General features: G+C 59.1%; 16 protein-coding genes and 3 pseudogenes. 9 read left to right on the top strand and 10 right to left on the bottom strand.

The window, feature by feature from the left end; translation table 11 throughout:
- Nucleotides 1-2: 2 nt before the first annotated feature.
- Entirely contained in the window at nt 3-1,061 is a 1,059-nt protein-coding gene (locus tag AYK65_RS27820; RefSeq protein ID WP_081162422.1) for a LacI family DNA-binding transcriptional regulator, read from the bottom strand.
- Nucleotides 1,062-1,196: 135 nt separating this feature from the next.
- On the opposite strand from AYK65_RS27820, the gene AYK65_RS27815 reads away from it, so the two are divergent.
- The 3 genes from AYK65_RS27815 (at nt 1,197) to AYK65_RS27800 (ending at nt 5,163) form a co-directional block, all read left to right on the top strand.
- A complete protein-coding gene (locus AYK65_RS27815) occupies nt 1,197-2,099 on the top strand; it encodes a sugar phosphate isomerase/epimerase family protein (protein ID WP_081162419.1) in 903 nt (300 codons plus the stop codon).
- An 87-nt stretch (nt 2,100-2,186) separates the two neighbouring features.
- Nucleotides 2,187-3,188 carry a Gfo/Idh/MocA family protein gene (locus AYK65_RS27810; protein WP_081162417.1) on the top strand — a complete coding sequence of 334 codons (1,002 nt, stop codon included), beginning with the start codon at nt 2,187-2,189 and terminating at the stop codon, nt 3,186-3,188.
- Nucleotides 3,189-3,930: 742 nt separating this feature from the next.
- Entirely contained in the window at nt 3,931-5,163 is a 1,233-nt protein-coding gene (locus AYK65_RS27800; RefSeq protein WP_081162458.1) for a metal-dependent hydrolase family protein, read from the top strand.
- 327 nt (nt 5,164-5,490) lie between these two features.
- Here AYK65_RS27800 and AYK65_RS32640 read toward each other — a convergent pair whose 3' ends face one another.
- Nucleotides 5,491-5,637, bottom strand: a complete 147-nt coding sequence (locus tag AYK65_RS32640) for a hypothetical protein (protein ID WP_172402076.1) — start codon at nt 5,635-5,637, stop codon at nt 5,491-5,493.
- 21 nt (nt 5,638-5,658) lie between these two features.
- On the opposite strand from AYK65_RS32640, the gene AYK65_RS27795 reads away from it, so the two are divergent.
- Nucleotides 5,659-5,928, top strand: coding sequence for an ABC transporter permease (locus tag AYK65_RS27795; RefSeq protein WP_139793367.1), 270 nt, complete (start codon nt 5,659-5,661; stop codon nt 5,926-5,928).
- Nucleotides 5,929-6,219: 291 nt separating this feature from the next.
- A complete protein-coding gene (locus AYK65_RS27790; RefSeq protein WP_081162455.1) occupies nt 6,220-6,957 on the top strand; it encodes a hypothetical protein in 738 nt (245 codons plus the stop codon).
- Here AYK65_RS27790 and AYK65_RS27785 read toward each other — a convergent pair.
- Nucleotides 6,944-7,529: pseudogene (locus AYK65_RS27785) on the bottom strand (ISNCY family transposase); the annotation flags it as partial. The gene AYK65_RS27790 and the pseudogene AYK65_RS27785 overlap by 14 nt on opposite strands.
- Nucleotides 7,529-8,052, bottom strand: a pseudogene (locus AYK65_RS33395) (IS30 family transposase); the annotation flags it as partial. The pseudogenes AYK65_RS27785 and AYK65_RS33395, both read right to left, overlap by 1 nt.
- On the opposite strand from AYK65_RS33395, the gene AYK65_RS33995 reads away from it, so the two are divergent.
- Nucleotides 8,047-8,139 (top strand): FitA-like ribbon-helix-helix domain-containing protein, encoded by a 93-nt coding sequence (locus tag AYK65_RS33995; protein WP_420810269.1) that lies wholly within the window; start codon nt 8,047-8,049, stop codon nt 8,137-8,139. The pseudogene AYK65_RS33395 and the gene AYK65_RS33995 overlap by 6 nt on opposite strands.
- A gap of 247 nt (nt 8,140-8,386) precedes the next feature.
- Here the strand turns inward: AYK65_RS33995 and AYK65_RS27775 are convergent, their stop codons facing one another.
- Genes AYK65_RS27775 through AYK65_RS27760 form a run of 4 tightly spaced genes read right to left on the bottom strand, consistent with a single transcriptional unit; the run spans nt 8,387 to nt 11,328 of the window.
- A complete protein-coding gene (locus AYK65_RS27775; protein WP_081162412.1) occupies nt 8,387-9,946 on the bottom strand; it encodes an E2 ligase fold family C protein in 1,560 nt (519 codons plus the stop codon).
- A 2-nt stretch (nt 9,947-9,948) separates the two neighbouring features.
- Nucleotides 9,949-10,389: a Mov34/MPN/PAD-1 family protein gene (locus AYK65_RS27770; protein ID WP_244560128.1), complete on the bottom strand. Its 441-nt coding sequence runs from the start codon at nt 10,387-10,389 to the stop codon at nt 9,949-9,951.
- 44 nt (nt 10,390-10,433) lie between these two features.
- On the bottom strand, nt 10,434-11,039 hold the full coding sequence (locus tag AYK65_RS27765; protein ID WP_081162452.1) for a putative metal-binding protein: 606 nt from the start codon (nt 11,037-11,039) through the stop codon (nt 10,434-10,436).
- Nucleotides 11,032-11,328: a DUF2604 domain-containing protein gene (locus AYK65_RS27760; RefSeq protein ID WP_081162409.1), complete on the bottom strand. Its 297-nt coding sequence runs from the start codon at nt 11,326-11,328 to the stop codon at nt 11,032-11,034. Before AYK65_RS27760 ends, AYK65_RS27765 begins: the two co-directional genes overlap by 8 nt.
- A gap of 317 nt (nt 11,329-11,645) precedes the next feature.
- Between AYK65_RS27760 and AYK65_RS27755 the strand changes: the two genes are divergently transcribed.
- The 3 genes and pseudogenes from AYK65_RS27755 (at nt 11,646) to AYK65_RS27745 (ending at nt 13,857) form a co-directional block, all read left to right on the top strand.
- A complete protein-coding gene (locus AYK65_RS27755; protein ID WP_010875326.1) occupies nt 11,646-11,903 on the top strand; it encodes a FitA-like ribbon-helix-helix domain-containing protein in 258 nt (85 codons plus the stop codon).
- Nucleotides 11,900-12,322, top strand: a complete 423-nt coding sequence (locus AYK65_RS27750) for a type II toxin-antitoxin system VapC family toxin (RefSeq protein ID WP_081162408.1) — start codon at nt 11,900-11,902, stop codon at nt 12,320-12,322. The genes AYK65_RS27755 and AYK65_RS27750 overlap by 4 nt, the downstream gene beginning before the upstream one ends.
- 160 nt (nt 12,323-12,482) lie before the next feature.
- Nucleotides 12,483-13,857 (top strand): annotated as a pseudogene (locus tag AYK65_RS27745) (ISNCY family transposase).
- Nucleotides 13,858-14,429: 572 nt separating this feature from the next.
- Here AYK65_RS27745 and AYK65_RS27740 read toward each other — a convergent pair.
- Together AYK65_RS27740 and AYK65_RS27735 are read right to left on the bottom strand one after the other, a co-directional pair.
- Entirely contained in the window at nt 14,430-14,840 is a 411-nt protein-coding gene (locus AYK65_RS27740) for a DUF6375 family protein (RefSeq protein WP_028002881.1), read from the bottom strand.
- Complete coding sequence (locus AYK65_RS27735) at nt 14,840-15,763, bottom strand: radical SAM protein (protein ID WP_081162406.1); 924 nt, start codon at nt 15,761-15,763, stop codon at nt 14,840-14,842. Before AYK65_RS27735 ends, AYK65_RS27740 begins: the two co-directional genes overlap by 1 nt.
- Nucleotides 15,764-15,784: the final 21 nt, after the last annotated feature.

Here is a 15,784-nt window from a genome sequence, read left to right as displayed (position 1 = left end):
CATTAAAGCCCCACCGCAGCGGTTCCGGCGTTGGTCGCGAAGAACAGGCGGAGCTCTCCCCGGCTCGCCGACTTCGGCAATTGGTGGATGATCTCGTTGCGAAAGAGCAGGTGCTGAAGCGCAGCCGAGGCTTGACGCTCCGGATCCTGATCGATCGCCAGCTCCAACCAGCCCTCCCGCAGATAGGCTCGATGATCCGGCGAAATCTCATGGGTGATCCAGATGATGTCACCCGGCTTCGACGCCGCGTGCAATGCGCGCAGCACACCCTCCGAGCCCGCGCCGGTATTGTAGATGCCGCAAAGCGGCTCGTTGTGCCGCATGGATGCCGAGACGGCCCGGAAGCATCGTTCCGGATCGTCATGGGTATCGGTGTCGCCGATCTCCAATTCGATATGCGCAAAGCGTGAAACGGCTGCGGCAAAGCCTGCCCGCCTATCCTGATGGCCATGATAGTCGCTGCGCGACCCGATCACCAGGACGCGGCCCTTGCGGCGTAACATTCGTCCCATGACGTAGCCGGCGGTGGCGCCGGCCTCGAACTGGTCGATACCGCAATATTGCAGGCCCGAAATGCCGGGAAGATCGGTCGCCACCGTTGCGACCGGCTCGCCTCGACCCGTCGCTTCCTCGACAGCTTCGCGCAGCCGAGGGCGGTCCGGAACCGCCAAAACGAGCCCCCGACGTTTGTAGCCGGGCGACTGAATGGCCTCGACGATCGCCCCGATGCGGCTCTCGGGAATGATGCGGCGATGAAGCACGATGCGGCTGCCGAGCATTTCGCCGAGCCGCAGGAAAGCCTCGTGCAACAGCCGGAAGAAAGGCGTCCTGTTCGGCGGCAGCAACAGGTCGAAATGAATGAGCGCGTGTTCTGTCTCAGGCAGGATGCGGGGCACGCCGAGCGTGCGCGCCGCCTCGATGACGCGGACGCGTTTCTTTTCCGACACGCTGTCGCGCTCATTCAGCACGCGATCGACGGTGGCGACACTGACGCCGGCCGCCTCTGCGATTTCGGCGAAACGCGGCGGGCGTTTGCGGCGCTTGCGCGGGGCGTCCGACATAGTTCCAACTCCTCGAGAAAGCGCCTTGCATGGACCGGTTTAAGATTACCGATCTGACGATAAATCGTCAATTTGGTTGCCTGCGGGCGTAATCCGGCTTTGATAAGTTGGGCGGAAAACAAGGAGGAGACACCAATGAAAATCGCCCTCGACCCCTTCATGCATCGCCATCTCTCGCTTGAGGGGTTGCCCCGCAAGGTCAAGGAACTCGGCTACGACTGGATCGAGTTGTCGCCGCGCGGCGACTTCCTCGAGTGGTTCAAGGCTCCGCGCGTCTTCCCCAACCGCATCAAGAGCTTCAAGAAGGCGCTTTCCGACGAGGGCGTCGGCATCGCCTCGCTGCTGCCGATGTACCGCTGGGCCTCAAACGACGAGACCGAGCGGCAGGCGGCAGTGCGCCACTGGAAGCGGGCGATCGAGATCTGTGTCGAGATGGAAGTCGACACGATGAACTCGGAGTTCGGCCGCGGCCCGCATCCGGACAAAGGTTCCTGCTACTGCTGCCACACCGGCTCGATGATCGAGGCCTGCGAGGACGCGTGGTGGCGCTCGATGGAGGAAATAGTGCCGCTCTTCGAGAAGGAGGGCATCAACCTCCATATCGAGCCGCATCCGGAGGACTGGGTCGAGACGCTGCAGCCCTCGGTCGATCTCATCCGAACCGTCAACAGCCCGCGGGTGAAGTTCCTCTATTGCGCGCCGCACACCTTCTATTTCGGCGACGACACCAAAGCGATGCTCAAGGAATGTGCCGACGTGCTCGCCCATGTCCATGTCGGCGACACCTTCAACCACAAGGGCTCGTCGGGCCTGCGCTACATCGTCAACCCGCCGGGTTCGGCCGCCCGGGTGCACCAGCATCTCGACATCGGCCAGGGCGAGGTGCCATGGGACGATTTCTTCGGCACGCTCGCCGAGATCGGCTTCGACGGCATCATGACGGCCTGCGTCTTCGCCTGGGAGGAACGCGCCGACCAGTCCGGCCGCTTCATGCGCAGCAAGATGCAGGAATATGTCGACAGGTATTTCAATAAATAGCCGGTCGCAGCGCCGGTGACGAACCCATAAGGGCGGTTCCTGTTCAAGGATTTTCAGGAGCGACTGCCGCACTGAAGGAGCAAGACAATGACGGTAAAGGTCGGTGTCATCGGCACGGGCATGATCGGGCAGGATCATATCCGCCGTTTGACGCAGGTTCTGACGGGCAACCAGGTCGTTGCGGTCAGCGACATCAACAAGGAACAGGCGGAGAAGGTCGCCGGTGCCATCGGCGCCAAGGCCTATACGGACGGCGTTGCGCTGATCAACGACAGCGACGTCGATGCGGTCGTGGTGACCTCGTGGGGCCCGACACATGAAGAATATGTTCTGGCGGCCATTGCCGCCGGCAAGCCGGTCTTTTGCGAAAAGCCGCTCGCGACCACGCAGGAAGCCTGCTTCAGGATCATCGATGCCGAGGTCAAGCGCGGCAAGCGCCTGGTGCAGGTCGGCTTCATGCGTCGCTTCGACACCGCCTATCGGCAGATGAAGGCTGTCGTCGAGAGCGGCAAGATCGGCGCGCCGCTGATCTTTAAGAGCGTGCACCGCAATCCTTCCGTCCCGCAGAGCTACACCTCCGACATGGCGATCGTCGACACGGCCGTCCATGACATCGACACGGCGCGCTGGTTGCTCGGAGAGGAGGTGAAGGCAGTTTCCGTCATCGCCGCCCGCAGGAACAGCCGCGGCGGCGAGCTTCGCGATCCGATCATCGTGCTGATGGAAATGGAAAGCGGGGCCGTCGTCGACATCGAAGTCTCGGTCAACATCGACTACGCCTACGATATCGGCGGCGAAATCTCCGGCGAGACGGGCGTGGTAACGCTTTCAGAGCGCAACGGTATCACGGTCAAGAGCGCCGGCGCGTTCCACGGCAAGGTCACCGCCGACTGGAAGGAGCGCTTCATCGAGGCGTTCGACATCGAGTTCAAGGAATGGCTGGCGGCCGCCGGAAAAGGCACGGCGATCGGCCCTAGCGCCTGGGACGGTTACGCCGCGGCCGTCGCCACCGACGCCGGCGTAGAGGCTGCCAGGACCGGTACTCGGGTGAAGGTCGAGATGACGGACAAACCCGCGCTCTACGCCTAGTCGATCAGCCGAATGCTGGTGATCCGCTGTTACCGCGAGACCATGCGGCCTAGCGCAAGCCCTAACATTCAGCCTGCGACCTGTCCCAGCACCTCAGCAAGGCCGCCCGCCATCGCTGGGTAGCATGGACCCACGCGAAACGACGACGCGGATCATGTCCGTCGACACGCCTGCGGCCGCACTCCGTGGGTGTTTGCCGACCTGCCTCAGCGAGTTCATATTCGCCGGGTCGATTTGGCGCGCCAGCCAGTTAGAAATGCGACACCCGGCATCGCCGCTGGCGCTGACGGCACCCCCGGATCCGACCGGCTGCCCGGGTTGCAAGGTGAGATCCTGAGCAGGATCTTGAGGCACGGCTAAACACGACCAAGCCGTGAAGGCAACAAGTGCCACGGCGCCAACATTGGAAACTCACCCCGAATGGCGAGCGTTTTGGTCGTAGAAGGCGCGCACCATTGCTTCAACCGAGCTTCAACTTGCAACCTGCCGCGAAATCCGCAGCGGCGCTTTGCACGACCAATTTGTGGTGGATGTCATCCAGAGCGGGGCGGGCACCTTGTCCCGTATCGTATATTGCGTCGAACACGCCAGTCGTCACCCATCGGCGTTAACGGCGAAAACTTTGTTTGACGTGCCATATTCGGCGGGCAAATACGATTTTCGTGCGATGGGCACCAGGGCGACTCATCAAAAACGAAATGATCGTTTTTATCATTCTTGAAAATACTAAATGGGCGACTTCATGAACGGTTACATTTTTTACGGCGGCAAGGTTCTAGACGTTGACAACGGAACGCTGCTCGGCGGTCTCGAGGTCCATGTGGAAGGCGACCGCATCGTCCGCGTCTCCTCGCAGAAGCGCGATACTGCTGGAGTGGAGCGCATCGATCTGAAGGGCCGGACGCTGATGCCCGGCCTTATCGATGCGCATGTCCATGTCATCGCCACGCTCGTCGATCTCGCCAAGAACGCCGAACTTCCATCTTCTCTGATCGCTCTTCGCAGCCGCAAGATCATGCATGAAATGCTGATGCGCGGCTTTACCACGGTTCGCGATCTCGCCGGCGCCGATCTCGGTCTGAAGCTCGCGATGGACGAGGGGCTGATCGACGGTCCGAGACTGGTCATCTGCGGCAAGGCGCTCAGTCAGACCGTCGGCCATTGCGATTACCGCGCTCGCAACGACAAGCGCCAATTGCATCCTGCATCGCTCGGCGCGCTGGGGCGAATTGCCGATGGCGTCGATGAAGTGCGCCGCGCGACCCGCGACGAAATCAAGGGCGGTGCCGATTTCATCAAGATCATGGCGAATGGCGGCGTGTCCTCGCCGAACGATCCGATCCACGTTCTGCAGTATTCCCGCGACGAAATCCGCGCCATCGTCGAGGAAGCGGAGAACTACGGTCTGTACGTTGCCGCCCACACCTATTCCGATGCGTCCATCCGGCGTGCGGTGGAATGCGGCGTGAAATCCCTCGAACACTGCAACCTCATCACTCTGGAGACCGCGAAGTTTGCCGCGGAAGCCGGTGCGATCGCATGCCCGACCCTTGCCGCCTATGAAGGGCTGGCGTTAGAAGGTGCCGCGTTCGGTCTGAGTGCGGATTCCCAGGCCAAGATCGAAACGGTGCGAACCGGTGGCCTGGAATCCCTGCGCCTGATGAAGGAAGCTGGTTTGCCAATGGGCTTCGGAACGGATCTGCTTGGCCAGTTGCACAAGTACCAGTCTATGGAATTCGAGATCCGGGCCAAGGTGCTCACGGCGCACGACATTCTTTATTCCGCAAGCCGCGTTTCTTCGAGGCTTTGCATGATGGAGAACCAGATCGGCGTCATCTCCGAGGGCGCCTATGCGGATTTTGTCGTCGTGAATGGCAATCCACTTGAAGACGTCACAATCCTGTCGCGTCCGGAGAAAAGCCTTGCCGCAATCGTTCGCGGCGGCAAGTTCTACAAAAACACGCTTGCTGCGTGATCCGCGATGATTAGGGGAAGCACCCTTCCTGAAAGATTGGGGCGCTTGCTCGTCGGCGGTCTTAATCTCTTCGCGCTCGGATTGATGCTCTCGCCACATATCCTGGTTAGTTGGGTGTCGGTGATTTCGAACGAGATCCTGTCACTGCCGGTGGAAGGTTATTCGCTGCACTAATACCAGGAGGCCTCTCGCCAGCCGCAGTTTTCTGGACGGCTTTATCCTTAGTGTTCTGGTCGCGGCCTTTGCAGCGGCCGCAGGGCTGGCGGTGTCCATAGCAGCGGCCATCGTTATGGTTCGACTGGCTTTCAGGGGGCGCGCCGCAGTCCTTTAAATGTTGATGTCGCCGATGACGGTTCCGGCCATCGTGATCGGAGCATCGCTCTGCATCACGGTGATGGAAATCGAAATCGCCAGTGGTTTGCCACTGACGGGCTCCGTCGGGGTGTTCGTGATGGGCCCTATCCTGCTCACCATTCTATGTGCATCAGGCCGCTGGTGGCTTCGCTCGAAGGTGCCAACCTGTCGATCGAGGAAGCTGCCGCCAACCTCGGCGATACGCCGACGGGAATCATCTGGCGGGTGACGCTGCCTCTGATCCGCCCGGGCATCTTCGCCGCTGCCGTGTTCTCCTTCGTGGTGCAAGTCTCGATCTTCCTGGCCACTCCCGGTCGGATCACGCTTCCGGTCGCGATGATGCAGTACCCGGAATGGAAGATCGATCCGACCATCGCCGCCGTTTCGGTGCTGCCGCACAAGAAGGCCTGACAGAAGACCGCACTCGATCACACGTTCAAGAGGTCAGAAACTCCTTGCACTACGGGCGGCAACCACGGAAGAAATGTCACTTTGGATACGTCTTCAGCCATTTGGAAATATGACACTCGGCATCTCCACTTGCGCTGAGGCAAGCCCCCGACCGGACCGGCTGGGCCGGGTTGCAAGGGAAGGGAGGGGGCGGCTGAAGGGCACCCCTTCGGCTTTAGCTTTCCCAGTTTCATTTATTGCGTTCCTGGTAGATGTTGCAGGCAGCTGTATGTGCAATGCCAGGATCTCGCGATGCTTCCGGAAATCAGGCTGATGGGTGATGTCGATGTAGCCGCGCTGTCGCCGCTGCTTCGCGGGATGATCGTGACGATATCCTATGCCGACACTCACAATGGCATTGGATTAACAGCGACGGGCGCCATGAACCGCAAGTTCGTGCACTGGGCCGCCGTTCATTTCGATTGGCCCGGCTACACATCCGAAGACCTGTACAGGATGAATAAGGTCCTCAATGAAGCCGACATCCCGCCGCTCTGGGTGGTGCGGGATATGGTCCGACATCTAAAGCTTCTTCGCCGGAAAAAAGACGTCCTGCTGCCCACAAAACATGGCCAGGACTTTTTGGCGAGACCGCAGGCCTTCTTCGATCTGATCGCGACGGATTATCTTTATGCCTATATCCACCACGGGCAGACGCAGGAGGCCGTCCGTAATCGGATGCGTTGGTGGCACGTCTTTCTCAATCTTATCAGTATGAAAGCAGAAACGGGCTGTTCGTTGGACGAACTGGCGAACGAGCTATACCCGAGCGAATCGTACCCGGAGCCAGCAGAAATGACTGTCGAAACCTGGGCGGAAAGGTCGTCGCTCCGCTACGATATCATTCGCCCGCTGTGCTGGCTGGGATTGCTGCACGAAGATCGCAAGGGGCTGACTATTTGGCAGCACGGAACCTACCACAAGACACCCTTGTGGCCTGCCTGTTTAAAGCTGGAATCAGACATGCATTCCGAGTTTATTCTCCATTGAACTGTGCCGGGTAGGGTTGCCCTTGCTCCACCGCACTTTGCTGGGAAAGCGCCTGCCGCCGCCGAGCAATGACCGCTGGATCGTTCATGAAATCCGTCCGCTTGCCCGGCTTGCGTCCGCGCGGTTGTAGCCATTCTTCTCGCTGTTCGTCTTCACGGCCGGCTTTGCTGCTCCTGACGCTCCTTGATGTAGGCCAGCACATCGGAAAGCCGCTTGTTCTCGGTGATCGCCGCATGCGTCACCCGCTGGTCCTTGTCGAACACCCGGTAGGGCAGGGAACGGCCTTTCCACCGTACATCCAATCGACCATCCGCATAGGCATAGGTCTCGACATAGCGCCCGACCAGTCCGCGCGTCACCTCGGTCTCCTCCAGCATGATCCGCTGGCGCTCGAACGAAAACGTCAGTTGCGCACCGACATAACGCTGCTCACGCTTGCACAGGACGTCGCGCAGCCGATCCGGGGCAAGGTTCATCGGCCGGTGCAGGTCATCGGGCCGGGCAGGGACAATCGCAAACCGCGCATTGTAGTGCTGCATGAAGCCGGGCAAAAATGCATTGCCAGCCTCCATACGATCTTGTCGATAAGCGGGCGAGAGTGGCGGCTGCCATTCTTGATCATCACCGTGTAGGGGCTCTTGCGCTCGACCAGCGAGGTGACATTGGCTTCACCAAGGTCGCGCCGGAAGATCAGCAGATCGCCTTGCCAATGGCCGAACTGCGTGCGATCGGCAATAAAATCAGGGGTTGGCTGATCCTGCAGTCAAACGGGATCGAGCCGTCGCGGGGCTTGCGGGAGCGGCGTGGGCGGCGCTTGCGGCGGCCTTCCGGCAGATGCTGACAGAGCTGCCGCGGATAATCTTCCTTGCCATAAATGAAGCGGTAGATGGTCTCGGTGCAGACACGGACGGCGCTCACACCGTCGGCGAGCAGACGGCCGGCGATCTGCTCCGGCGACCAAAGTGCCTTCAGTTGATCGATAACCAGCTCGTGCAGCTGCGGGTGACGGCTGAGTTTGCGTAGGCGTCGTCGACGCTCCTTGGAGATGTCGTTCGCGATGCAGGTACCGGAAAGACCCTTGCGCTCGTCATGAAAGCCCTAAAAATCGTGAGAGATAGCCATCGCGTGCGAGCAGCAATGCATGGCCGCAGCACCGAAGCCGAGATCCGCAGCATCCTCTAAAGCGATTGCCCATCCCCCGGAGCGGGTCAAACGGTTCTTTATTGGCGCCTGCTGACCTTGAAGCATGGGGCTTGACCGATGCCGAAGCGGAGTATTCAACCAGCTCCGTGACAAGACTCCTGCTGGACCGAATTCGTGTGGAACGATCGGAGACAGAGAAAAAGGCCGAGCGTGTCATAGTGGCGCCGACATTGTCACGCGCACACCCTGCCGCCCCGTCCGCGGCAACGGCGACGTCCGCTTCTGCTTAGGCAGCGGATATGTTGCTCAGCGGTTCAACGCTGTTGCCGTATTTGCGCCTATAGGCTGAGATGAAATCTTCGTCGCTACAGATGCAGCGGCCGCTCGAGTCTTTGGCTTTCGGGTCATGTAAGTGAGATCCAAGGGGACGCAGAAGATTCACGCGAGTGCTTGTCGTTGGGCTCATGGGAAAACCCGCACTATGTTTGACCAGCTCCGCGGCAAGCATGATCCCGGCAAGCGCTGACTGAAAGGCCATCGGAACCACGGTTCGAACGAGACGACTTCCATCGCTAAGCTGGAATACCAGACCGCCGCAGATAGCCTGCTGGTAGAAGGAACGGAGAGGTTGGCCAACAAACGGGGCGAGCGGCTCAAAAGGCACGCCCATCGCCGTAGCCACTCGAACCACAAAGTCGTTGGGGACGCCGGCGTTGGTCTGCAATAGCGCTTTCACCTGCTCGTGTGCTTCCGGTATCCCGAGTTCCTCGGCAATCAGCTGGTGCTCGTCCTTGGATTTTCCGGACGGCATGTACATGCAACAAAGGCATGCCTGGCTGTCATCGAAACCATGCCGCGAGATGCCGAGATCGTGTTCCTGCGTCCAGGCATTCGCGATCCATCGCGGCAGAGCACCTTGGACAGCGAGACGGTCGGCGGCTGTGTCAAGCGCCACACCCACTCGATCGAAAATCCAGTCGCCTCGGCGCGCAACATGTTCTGCCCACTTCAGCGGGTGCGCCTCGACCTCTAAAGCGGTCGATCGAAGGGCGGTGGTTGCAAGAACCGCTTTGGACATGCCGATCTCCGCTTGGCCGGCCAATACGTAGCGCTGCAGGTTTGAGAGTTCGACCGCTTCGTGGTCGACGACATGCAGGCGACCCGAGAGGCCGGATTGTCTCGCCAGGGCCCAAAGCGCGCCATGGCCTATCGCGCCGAGCCCAACGAGGTGCGTTTCGCCAAGGTCGACAGGAAGGTCAACCGGGCGAGCATCCCCAGCTTCGGTCTTGTTGTAGCTGTATAACGAGAGGTCAATGTCCTGGTCCAACTCGGCGCCGGTTAACTGGGCGGCGAAGATGGTTCGAAAGACGTTGGCGGCGCCGAAGCAACTGGCGGCGCCAGCTCCATAGGGCAGCAAACTCGAGCCAGAGCCCACCGGGTCCGTACGCGACAGCTTTGCCGCCCAACCGTCCGATCCGAGGAAAAAGGTTGGGCACCGGAGTGATGGGCGCGTCGCGCCTGCAACTAGGCAGACCGTGGCGGACTTGCCGGAACGCCGAATGCCAATTTTTGGATTGATCGACTTTGCCAATCGCTCCAGCGCCTGGGCTTGAGAGCTCGCCGCACTGTCCAAGGGGAGTATTGCCAGAACCGGATACAGTCTGGCAAGCAACCTCACCGCAAGATCTAGCGTCGCCTGGCCTTCGGCGCAGGAAGCGGCCTGATCGTCGAAGGCGACGGCCACGACCTGCTTTTCAAGAGCCGCTTTGAAGTCGCCCAGATGAAAATCGGCCAGGACCTGAGATGCCGCCGTCGCGGCGCGGTCGATGAAATTAGCAAGGGCCATCGTCAACTCGTTATCGTGATCATTCGCGTCAGTGCCGAGGACGGGACCTCATTCCAGTTCGCCCTCGCGTCAAGTCGATAGGCGGCGACACGAGCAAGGTCGAAAGGCTCGCGGGCGAAATTCGGCACTACCAGCGAGAGACACCCAACCGTGGTAGCGATCGCGTAGGCGTCATCGGTCGTCGAGTGATAGGCGCGGCCCGGATGACTGTGGATCTGCGCCAGAAGCATCAGGCCACGTTTGTAGAGCCAGACGTTTAGGCGGTGCAGTTCGTCGGCAGGAACTATCACGCAGACGCCGTCGCTCGTTCGGATGTGTCTCTGCGCCGGGATAACCGTTTCTGTTACCGCAAAGTGCTGGTCTTGCTGAACGCCGACCCAGAGCGCCATTCCTTCATAGCCCTGCTGTCCAACCGAGCGCAGATGCGCCTGTGCAGTGGACACACAATCTCGGGGGAGGGCGACTGTCCTGACATCCTCTAACGCGGTCATTCTGGAATCGCCTGAGGTGATACCAGCAGCCCTCCCACCGCGAATTGAAGCTGAATATGCAGCTGCTCCACGGGGCCGGTCCCGTACTTGATGATCTTGTCCAGGATGAAGGCCAAACAGCCTTCGCCAGAACCCCGATGAAGTAGCCATGGGTCACCTGAGTGCGCTGGATTATCGTGGTATTCCCGGATTCCCGCCATGCACAGGAATGGTTGGTCCTCGAGACTGTTGGCCTGAATGAAATCCGTCACGGCGTTCTGCTGGATGAGAGCTCCAATCATTTCCGGCGTCGTTCCGGGCGGACGTCTCAGCATATTCAGGGGGAGATCCTTCCGGGCAATCGGCTGGCGCGTAAATGGATCGACAAAGACCACAGACGGTGGTCTTAAGTCGTAGTTGGTGAAGTCGATCTCGATGGCTGCGCCGATAACGCGCGGCTTTACTTTAGGGCTTGCAAATATGAAGAATGCGCTCGGGAAGCTCGCATCGATCAGGAAGCAGCCTTGAGCCCGATAGGCATCTGCATATGGCCGGAACCGGCTGATCTCCCGATCAAACTTTGCTCGCGAGACCTCCGGGTCCACAGTTTGGAGTTCAGGCACCTGCGACACCCGCCTTCAGGCTGAGGAACAGGGTTACAGTGTTCGCGAAGCCGAAATCGCCGATTTTCTTGTCGACGTCGAGCAAGTTGCCGGCCTCGTCCTTGAGCTCCCAGTTGTCGGCAGGTTGGGCCACGTTTTGCGTGCTCTCAAGGGCTTTGGTGCGAACTACGTGAAGCGGCTGGTTGGGATTGGCTTCGACCTGCGTAGGCTGGCCGTTCACCACGACGATGATTTCGATCTTCCCGGGGCCGCCTCCGTGATTATCGCCCTTACCCGAATCCTTCGACATTGTCATACTCCAGTGGCTTGCCAACCGGCCCCAAGGCACTACTGCCGACCCACTGGTGAGCGGGCTGGCGGTCTTTGATCGTCCACTCGGCGCCACGAACCGCGAGTACGTGAAAGACAGGGGATAAGCTACCGAATCGGTGCTAGGCTTTTTTACGCGGTACTTGCGAGGCAAGTAAACCCCCGGAAAACTGCTCATCACAACTATAATCGATTAGAGCGGCTCAAGTATTGGCGAAATCTTCCATGAGATATTGCGGTATGATAGCACTAGATATATAATGATATCTTTGATATCATCATTGAAGGGAAGGTATCATGGCGAATGTGACCGTTAGGAACCTGCCCGACGAGGTGCACCGAGCGCTACGCGTACGAGCAGCAATGCATGGCCGCAGCACCGAAGCTGAGATCCGCGACATCCTCGAAACGACTGTCCGGCCCCCGGAGCGGGTCAAACTCGGCTCTTTATTGGCGTCTATTGCCCATGAAGCTGGAGGGCTGACGGATGCCGAAGCGGAGCATTTCAACCAGCTCCGCGACAAGACTCCTGCTGAACCGATGAGCTTCGAATGATCGTGCTCGACACCAACGTCATATCCGAATTGTGGAAGGCCGAGCCGGACCGCACTGTGTTGGCCTGGATCGATGCGCAGATGATTGAAACACTGTATTTGTCCGCGATTACGGTGGCCGAACTGCGTTTCGGCTTGGCGGCCATGCCGGCAGGCAAGCGACGCACGATCTTTCAGAATCGCTTGGAAGGAGAGGTCTTGCCAGCCCTTGCAGGGCGCGTTCTTCCCTTCGACTTGGACGCGTCGCGAAGTTATGCGGACCTGATGGCGCAAGCGAAAACGTCAGGCAAGGCCATCGGCAAGGCGGATGGCTATATCGCCGCAACAGCGGTTGCGCATGGCTTTATGGTTGCTACGCGCGATACCAGTCCGTTCGAGGCCACTGGACTAGACATCATCAACCCCTGGGAGCCGGCATGATCCCGCCGATCTCATTTCCCTATCCGTTATGTTATATCATTACATTGCGGCATAATATGTATTATGGAACTTCGCCATGTAGCCGCAAAGTTAAAGTGTCCTGATCCTGCAAAGTAAGAATGTCACTCTCCCCGCGTTTTGATGACGTGGGAGATTGCGGATGGGATTGATTGCGATGAGCGAGCGCGATCTGCAGCGGATTGAGGTTCTGTCGAAGGTGGTCGACGGACGCACGACGATCGTTTCGGCGGCCAACATCCTGGCGCTGAGCACGCGTCAAGTGCGTCGGCTGCTGGATGTCTTCGAGCAGCACGGCGCCGTGGCGATCCGGCACAAGGCGCGCGGCCGACCGTCGAACAACCGGATTTGCGACGGTGTGCGCGACTATGCCGTGGCGATCGTGCGCGAGCGCTATGCGGATTTCGGTCCGACGCTTGCGGCCGAGAAGCTCGCCGAAGAGCATGGGCTGATGGTGTCGCGCGAGACCTTGCGCAAATGGATGACTGAGGCCGGCGTGTGGCTGTCACGCCAGCAGCGGCGCAGCTTCCATCAGCCGCGGCTGCGCCGAGAAGCCTTCGGCGAGCTGGTGCAGATCGACGGTTCCGAGCATCGCTGGTTTGAGGATCGGGCGCCGCCCTGTTCGCTTTCTGGTGTTCATCGACGATGCCACCGGTAAGCTGATGCAATTGCGCTTCGTGCGCTCGGAAAGTGCGTTTACGTATTTCGAGGCGCTGGAGCTTTATCTGAAGGAGCATGGAGCGCCGATCGCGTTTTATTCCGACAAGCATTCGGTGTTCCGGGTGGCGAAGAAGGATGCCAAGGGCGGTCAGGGCATGACCCAGTTCGGCCGGGCAATATCTGAGCTAAATATCGAGATTCTTTGCGCAAATTCCAGTCAGGCGAAGGGCCGCGTCGAGCGGATGAACCGGACGCTGCAGGACCGTCTGGTGAAGGAACTACGGCTGGCAGGGATCTCCGACATGGAAGCGGGCAACGCCTTCCTGCCCGGTTTTATCGCGCGTCATAATGCGCGCTTTGCCCGCGCCCCTGTCCGGCCGGACGATTTGCATCGGCCGCTGAACATCATGTCCGACCGGCTCAAGGAGATTCTCTGCAAGCGCGAGCAGCGCTATGTCGGCGCGCAGTTGACGTTCTCCTACGAGCGCAAGCGCATCATGCTCGAGGAGAACGAGGTGACGCGTGGGCTGGTCGGTCGCTATGTTGAGACCTACGCTTTTGCGGATGGCCGATTGGATGTGCGGTGGAAAGGCCATTCCCTGCCCTACCGGGTGTTCGACAAGGACCAGCGGGTGACGCATGCGGCGATCACCGAGAACAAGCGGCTTTCCGATGTGCTGGCCTACATCAAGGAGCGGCAGGAGCAACTGCCGCCGCCGAAGGTCAAGACCAACAGCGAGAAGAATGGCTATACGCCGCGAGGCTGCAAGCCGGGCAAGCGGACGGATTTTATGAACGATCCCGCGGTCATTGCTCGGCGGCGGCAGGCCCTCTCCCACCTCGATGCCGCGGAATGATCTATTGATCTGACTGTCAAAGCTAAAGCCGAAGCGTGCCCCTCACACCCGCCCCCTCCCTTCCCTTGCAACCCGGCCCAGCCGGTCCGGTCGGGGGCTTGCGTCAGCGCCAGCGGAGATGCCGAGTGTCGCATTTCTAAATGGCTGACGACGCGCCCAAAGTGACATTTTAACTTTGCTGAACGGCGGACATTTCAACCTGGCCGCCACACGCCACTGTTATTTTGCGCTTCCAGAGAAGACGCCCGCAAGCACACCATTGTCTACAAAGACGGCGCAGAGGTCCGCAAGGTTGTGGCTCAGATTCCCAACTCAAGCTTACCAAAAGTGTTAGATGAACATTATCCCCGCCGTCTCGAAGAACTGGACCCGGAGCTTGATCTAGAGGGCGACTTCGAGCACTGGGACGTAGCGTCGGAAGATCACCCATTTTAAGCAGTGAAATCCCGGCAGGAGCGTAGCATCGCCACAAGCTCCAGCTGGGAAAGCCTGCAACCCAATGGGTAACCTTAAGGGATGAGTATGCTCGATGGCCCGGCGGAACTGAGCTGCGGCGTCAGCGAGCTTTTCGATCACGATCGCGTCTGACGGCCATAAATGCTATCGTGATCATGCGCGGAATAGACCTCGATTTTCGCGTTGCCGTGCAACAGGATTTTGATCACGGCATTAATGTCATTTTCTTCGGTCGTAATGATGACTTTGTTGCCGTCCTGCTTTGCGTTGAACTCATAGATAAGCTGTTCAGGGTCTGTGTAACCCAGTGACAGCTGGGTTCGACGGTAAAGATCCATCATTGCATCGGAAAACTCCCTCTTCTGCGCCGCATTGTTGTATTTTCCGGAATCGTAATCGCTCTGGGCTACCTTTATCGCTTCATTAAAAAGGGCAAGATTGTCGCGTGCTGCAGATGCGTCGGCGAATTTCCCGATGATTACTAGATTGGCAGAATGCTCACTGCCGTAACCGTTCCAAATTTTCATTATGCGTACTCCTCCATTTGACTTTGTTTGCTACGTGTTTCTTGGATCGCAGCCACAATCGATGTGCCACCCGTGAGGCTGATCCCCTCGCCCGCAAAGGCCGAAATCTTGAGAGTACCCATCGCATCTACGTGCATGAAATCATAGGTCTGATATTCAGGCTTGCTGTTCATCAGCATCGGGGCATCGATCTCCGCACCTCCATGCGCCGAAGTTGCGAGACGACAGCGCTCGTAGTTATCGCTGACCCAGTTCTTGAGGCGCTGCAATGTCTCCGGTGCCATCGCCAGCTTGCCATCAGTTCCGGTTTGGGGAAGCAGCAGGAATTCCTTCGCCCCCTCACCAAAGACAAGAGCAGCCGCTTCCGGCAGGTCCTCAATAGTCTCGTCGTTGACAACAAAGTTGACGCCAAAGCGCGCCGTTGACCTGACCAGCGCAAGCTTTTCCAGGAAAGAAGGAAAGGAACGACCTCTTAAGCGCTCATACGTTTCTCCAACGCCATCCATCGATAGGCGGATAAAGTTTACGTGGCCGCTGAGTTTGTCTGAGAGTTCGTCACTGAACCGGTGTCCGTGCGTCGTCATGGTGACGGCGAGATTCGTTTCCAGGGCAACGTCCCGACAGAGTTCGGCAAATCTCGGATACAGCATAGGCTCGCCGCCGCCAAACCCGACACCAAAACATCCTGCCGCATCAAGGTCCTTGGCCCAACGCAGGATATCCTCGAACCGTTGTCGAGCCGGAATCTTAGACGCGTAGCAATAGGGGCAGGCAAGCTCACAGGCATTGGTGAGCGCAAACGACATGTAACGCGGCGCTAGAGACCATTGAGATGGGTCGACATGTACCTCATCAAGGAGAATATTGAGCCCCGTTTGGCGGTCAAACCCATGAATGCCTGCATATCCATATCGTGTTTTCATGGGTTTACCTTAGCGAACAAA

Origin of the sequence: Ensifer aridi (genome assembly GCF_002078505.1) — a bacterium.
GTDB classification, from domain to species: domain Bacteria; phylum Pseudomonadota; class Alphaproteobacteria; order Rhizobiales; family Rhizobiaceae; genus Sinorhizobium; species Sinorhizobium aridi.
Note: the sequence above shows the minus strand (reverse complement) of the source record. Positions and strands in the feature narration are given on the sequence as shown.

Excerpts from the sequence above, each read along its gene's own strand:
- AYK65_RS27810 (WP_081162417.1), top strand. The coding sequence starts at position 2,187 with ATGACGGTAAAGGTCGGTGTCATCGGCACGGGCATGATCGGGCAGGAT.
- AYK65_RS27775 (WP_081162412.1), bottom strand. The coding sequence starts at position 9,946 with ATGGCCCTTGCTAATTTCATCGACCGCGCCGCGACGGCGGCATCTCAG.
- AYK65_RS32640 (WP_172402076.1), bottom strand. The coding sequence starts at position 5,637 with ATGGTGAGCAGGATAGGGCCCATCACGAACACCCCGACGGAGCCCGTC.
- AYK65_RS27790 (WP_081162455.1), top strand. The coding sequence starts at position 6,220 with ATGCTTCCGGAAATCAGGCTGATGGGTGATGTCGATGTAGCCGCGCTG.
- AYK65_RS27800 (WP_081162458.1), top strand. The coding sequence starts at position 3,931 with ATGAACGGTTACATTTTTTACGGCGGCAAGGTTCTAGACGTTGACAAC.
- AYK65_RS27740 (WP_028002881.1), bottom strand. The coding sequence starts at position 14,840 with ATGAAAATTTGGAACGGTTACGGCAGTGAGCATTCTGCCAATCTAGTA.
- AYK65_RS27755 (WP_010875326.1), top strand. The coding sequence starts at position 11,646 with ATGGCGAATGTGACCGTTAGGAACCTGCCCGACGAGGTGCACCGAGCG.
- AYK65_RS27750 (WP_081162408.1), top strand. The coding sequence starts at position 11,900 with ATGATCGTGCTCGACACCAACGTCATATCCGAATTGTGGAAGGCCGAG.
- AYK65_RS27820 (WP_081162422.1), bottom strand. The coding sequence starts at position 1,061 with ATGTCGGACGCCCCGCGCAAGCGCCGCAAACGCCCGCCGCGTTTCGCC.
- AYK65_RS33995 (WP_420810269.1), top strand. The coding sequence starts at position 8,047 with ATGAAAGCCCTAAAAATCGTGAGAGATAGCCATCGCGTGCGAGCAGCA.
- AYK65_RS27760 (WP_081162409.1), bottom strand. The coding sequence starts at position 11,328 with ATGTCGAAGGATTCGGGTAAGGGCGATAATCACGGAGGCGGCCCCGGG.
- AYK65_RS27815 (WP_081162419.1), top strand. The coding sequence starts at position 1,197 with ATGAAAATCGCCCTCGACCCCTTCATGCATCGCCATCTCTCGCTTGAG.
- AYK65_RS27735 (WP_081162406.1), bottom strand. The coding sequence starts at position 15,763 with ATGAAAACACGATATGGATATGCAGGCATTCATGGGTTTGACCGCCAA.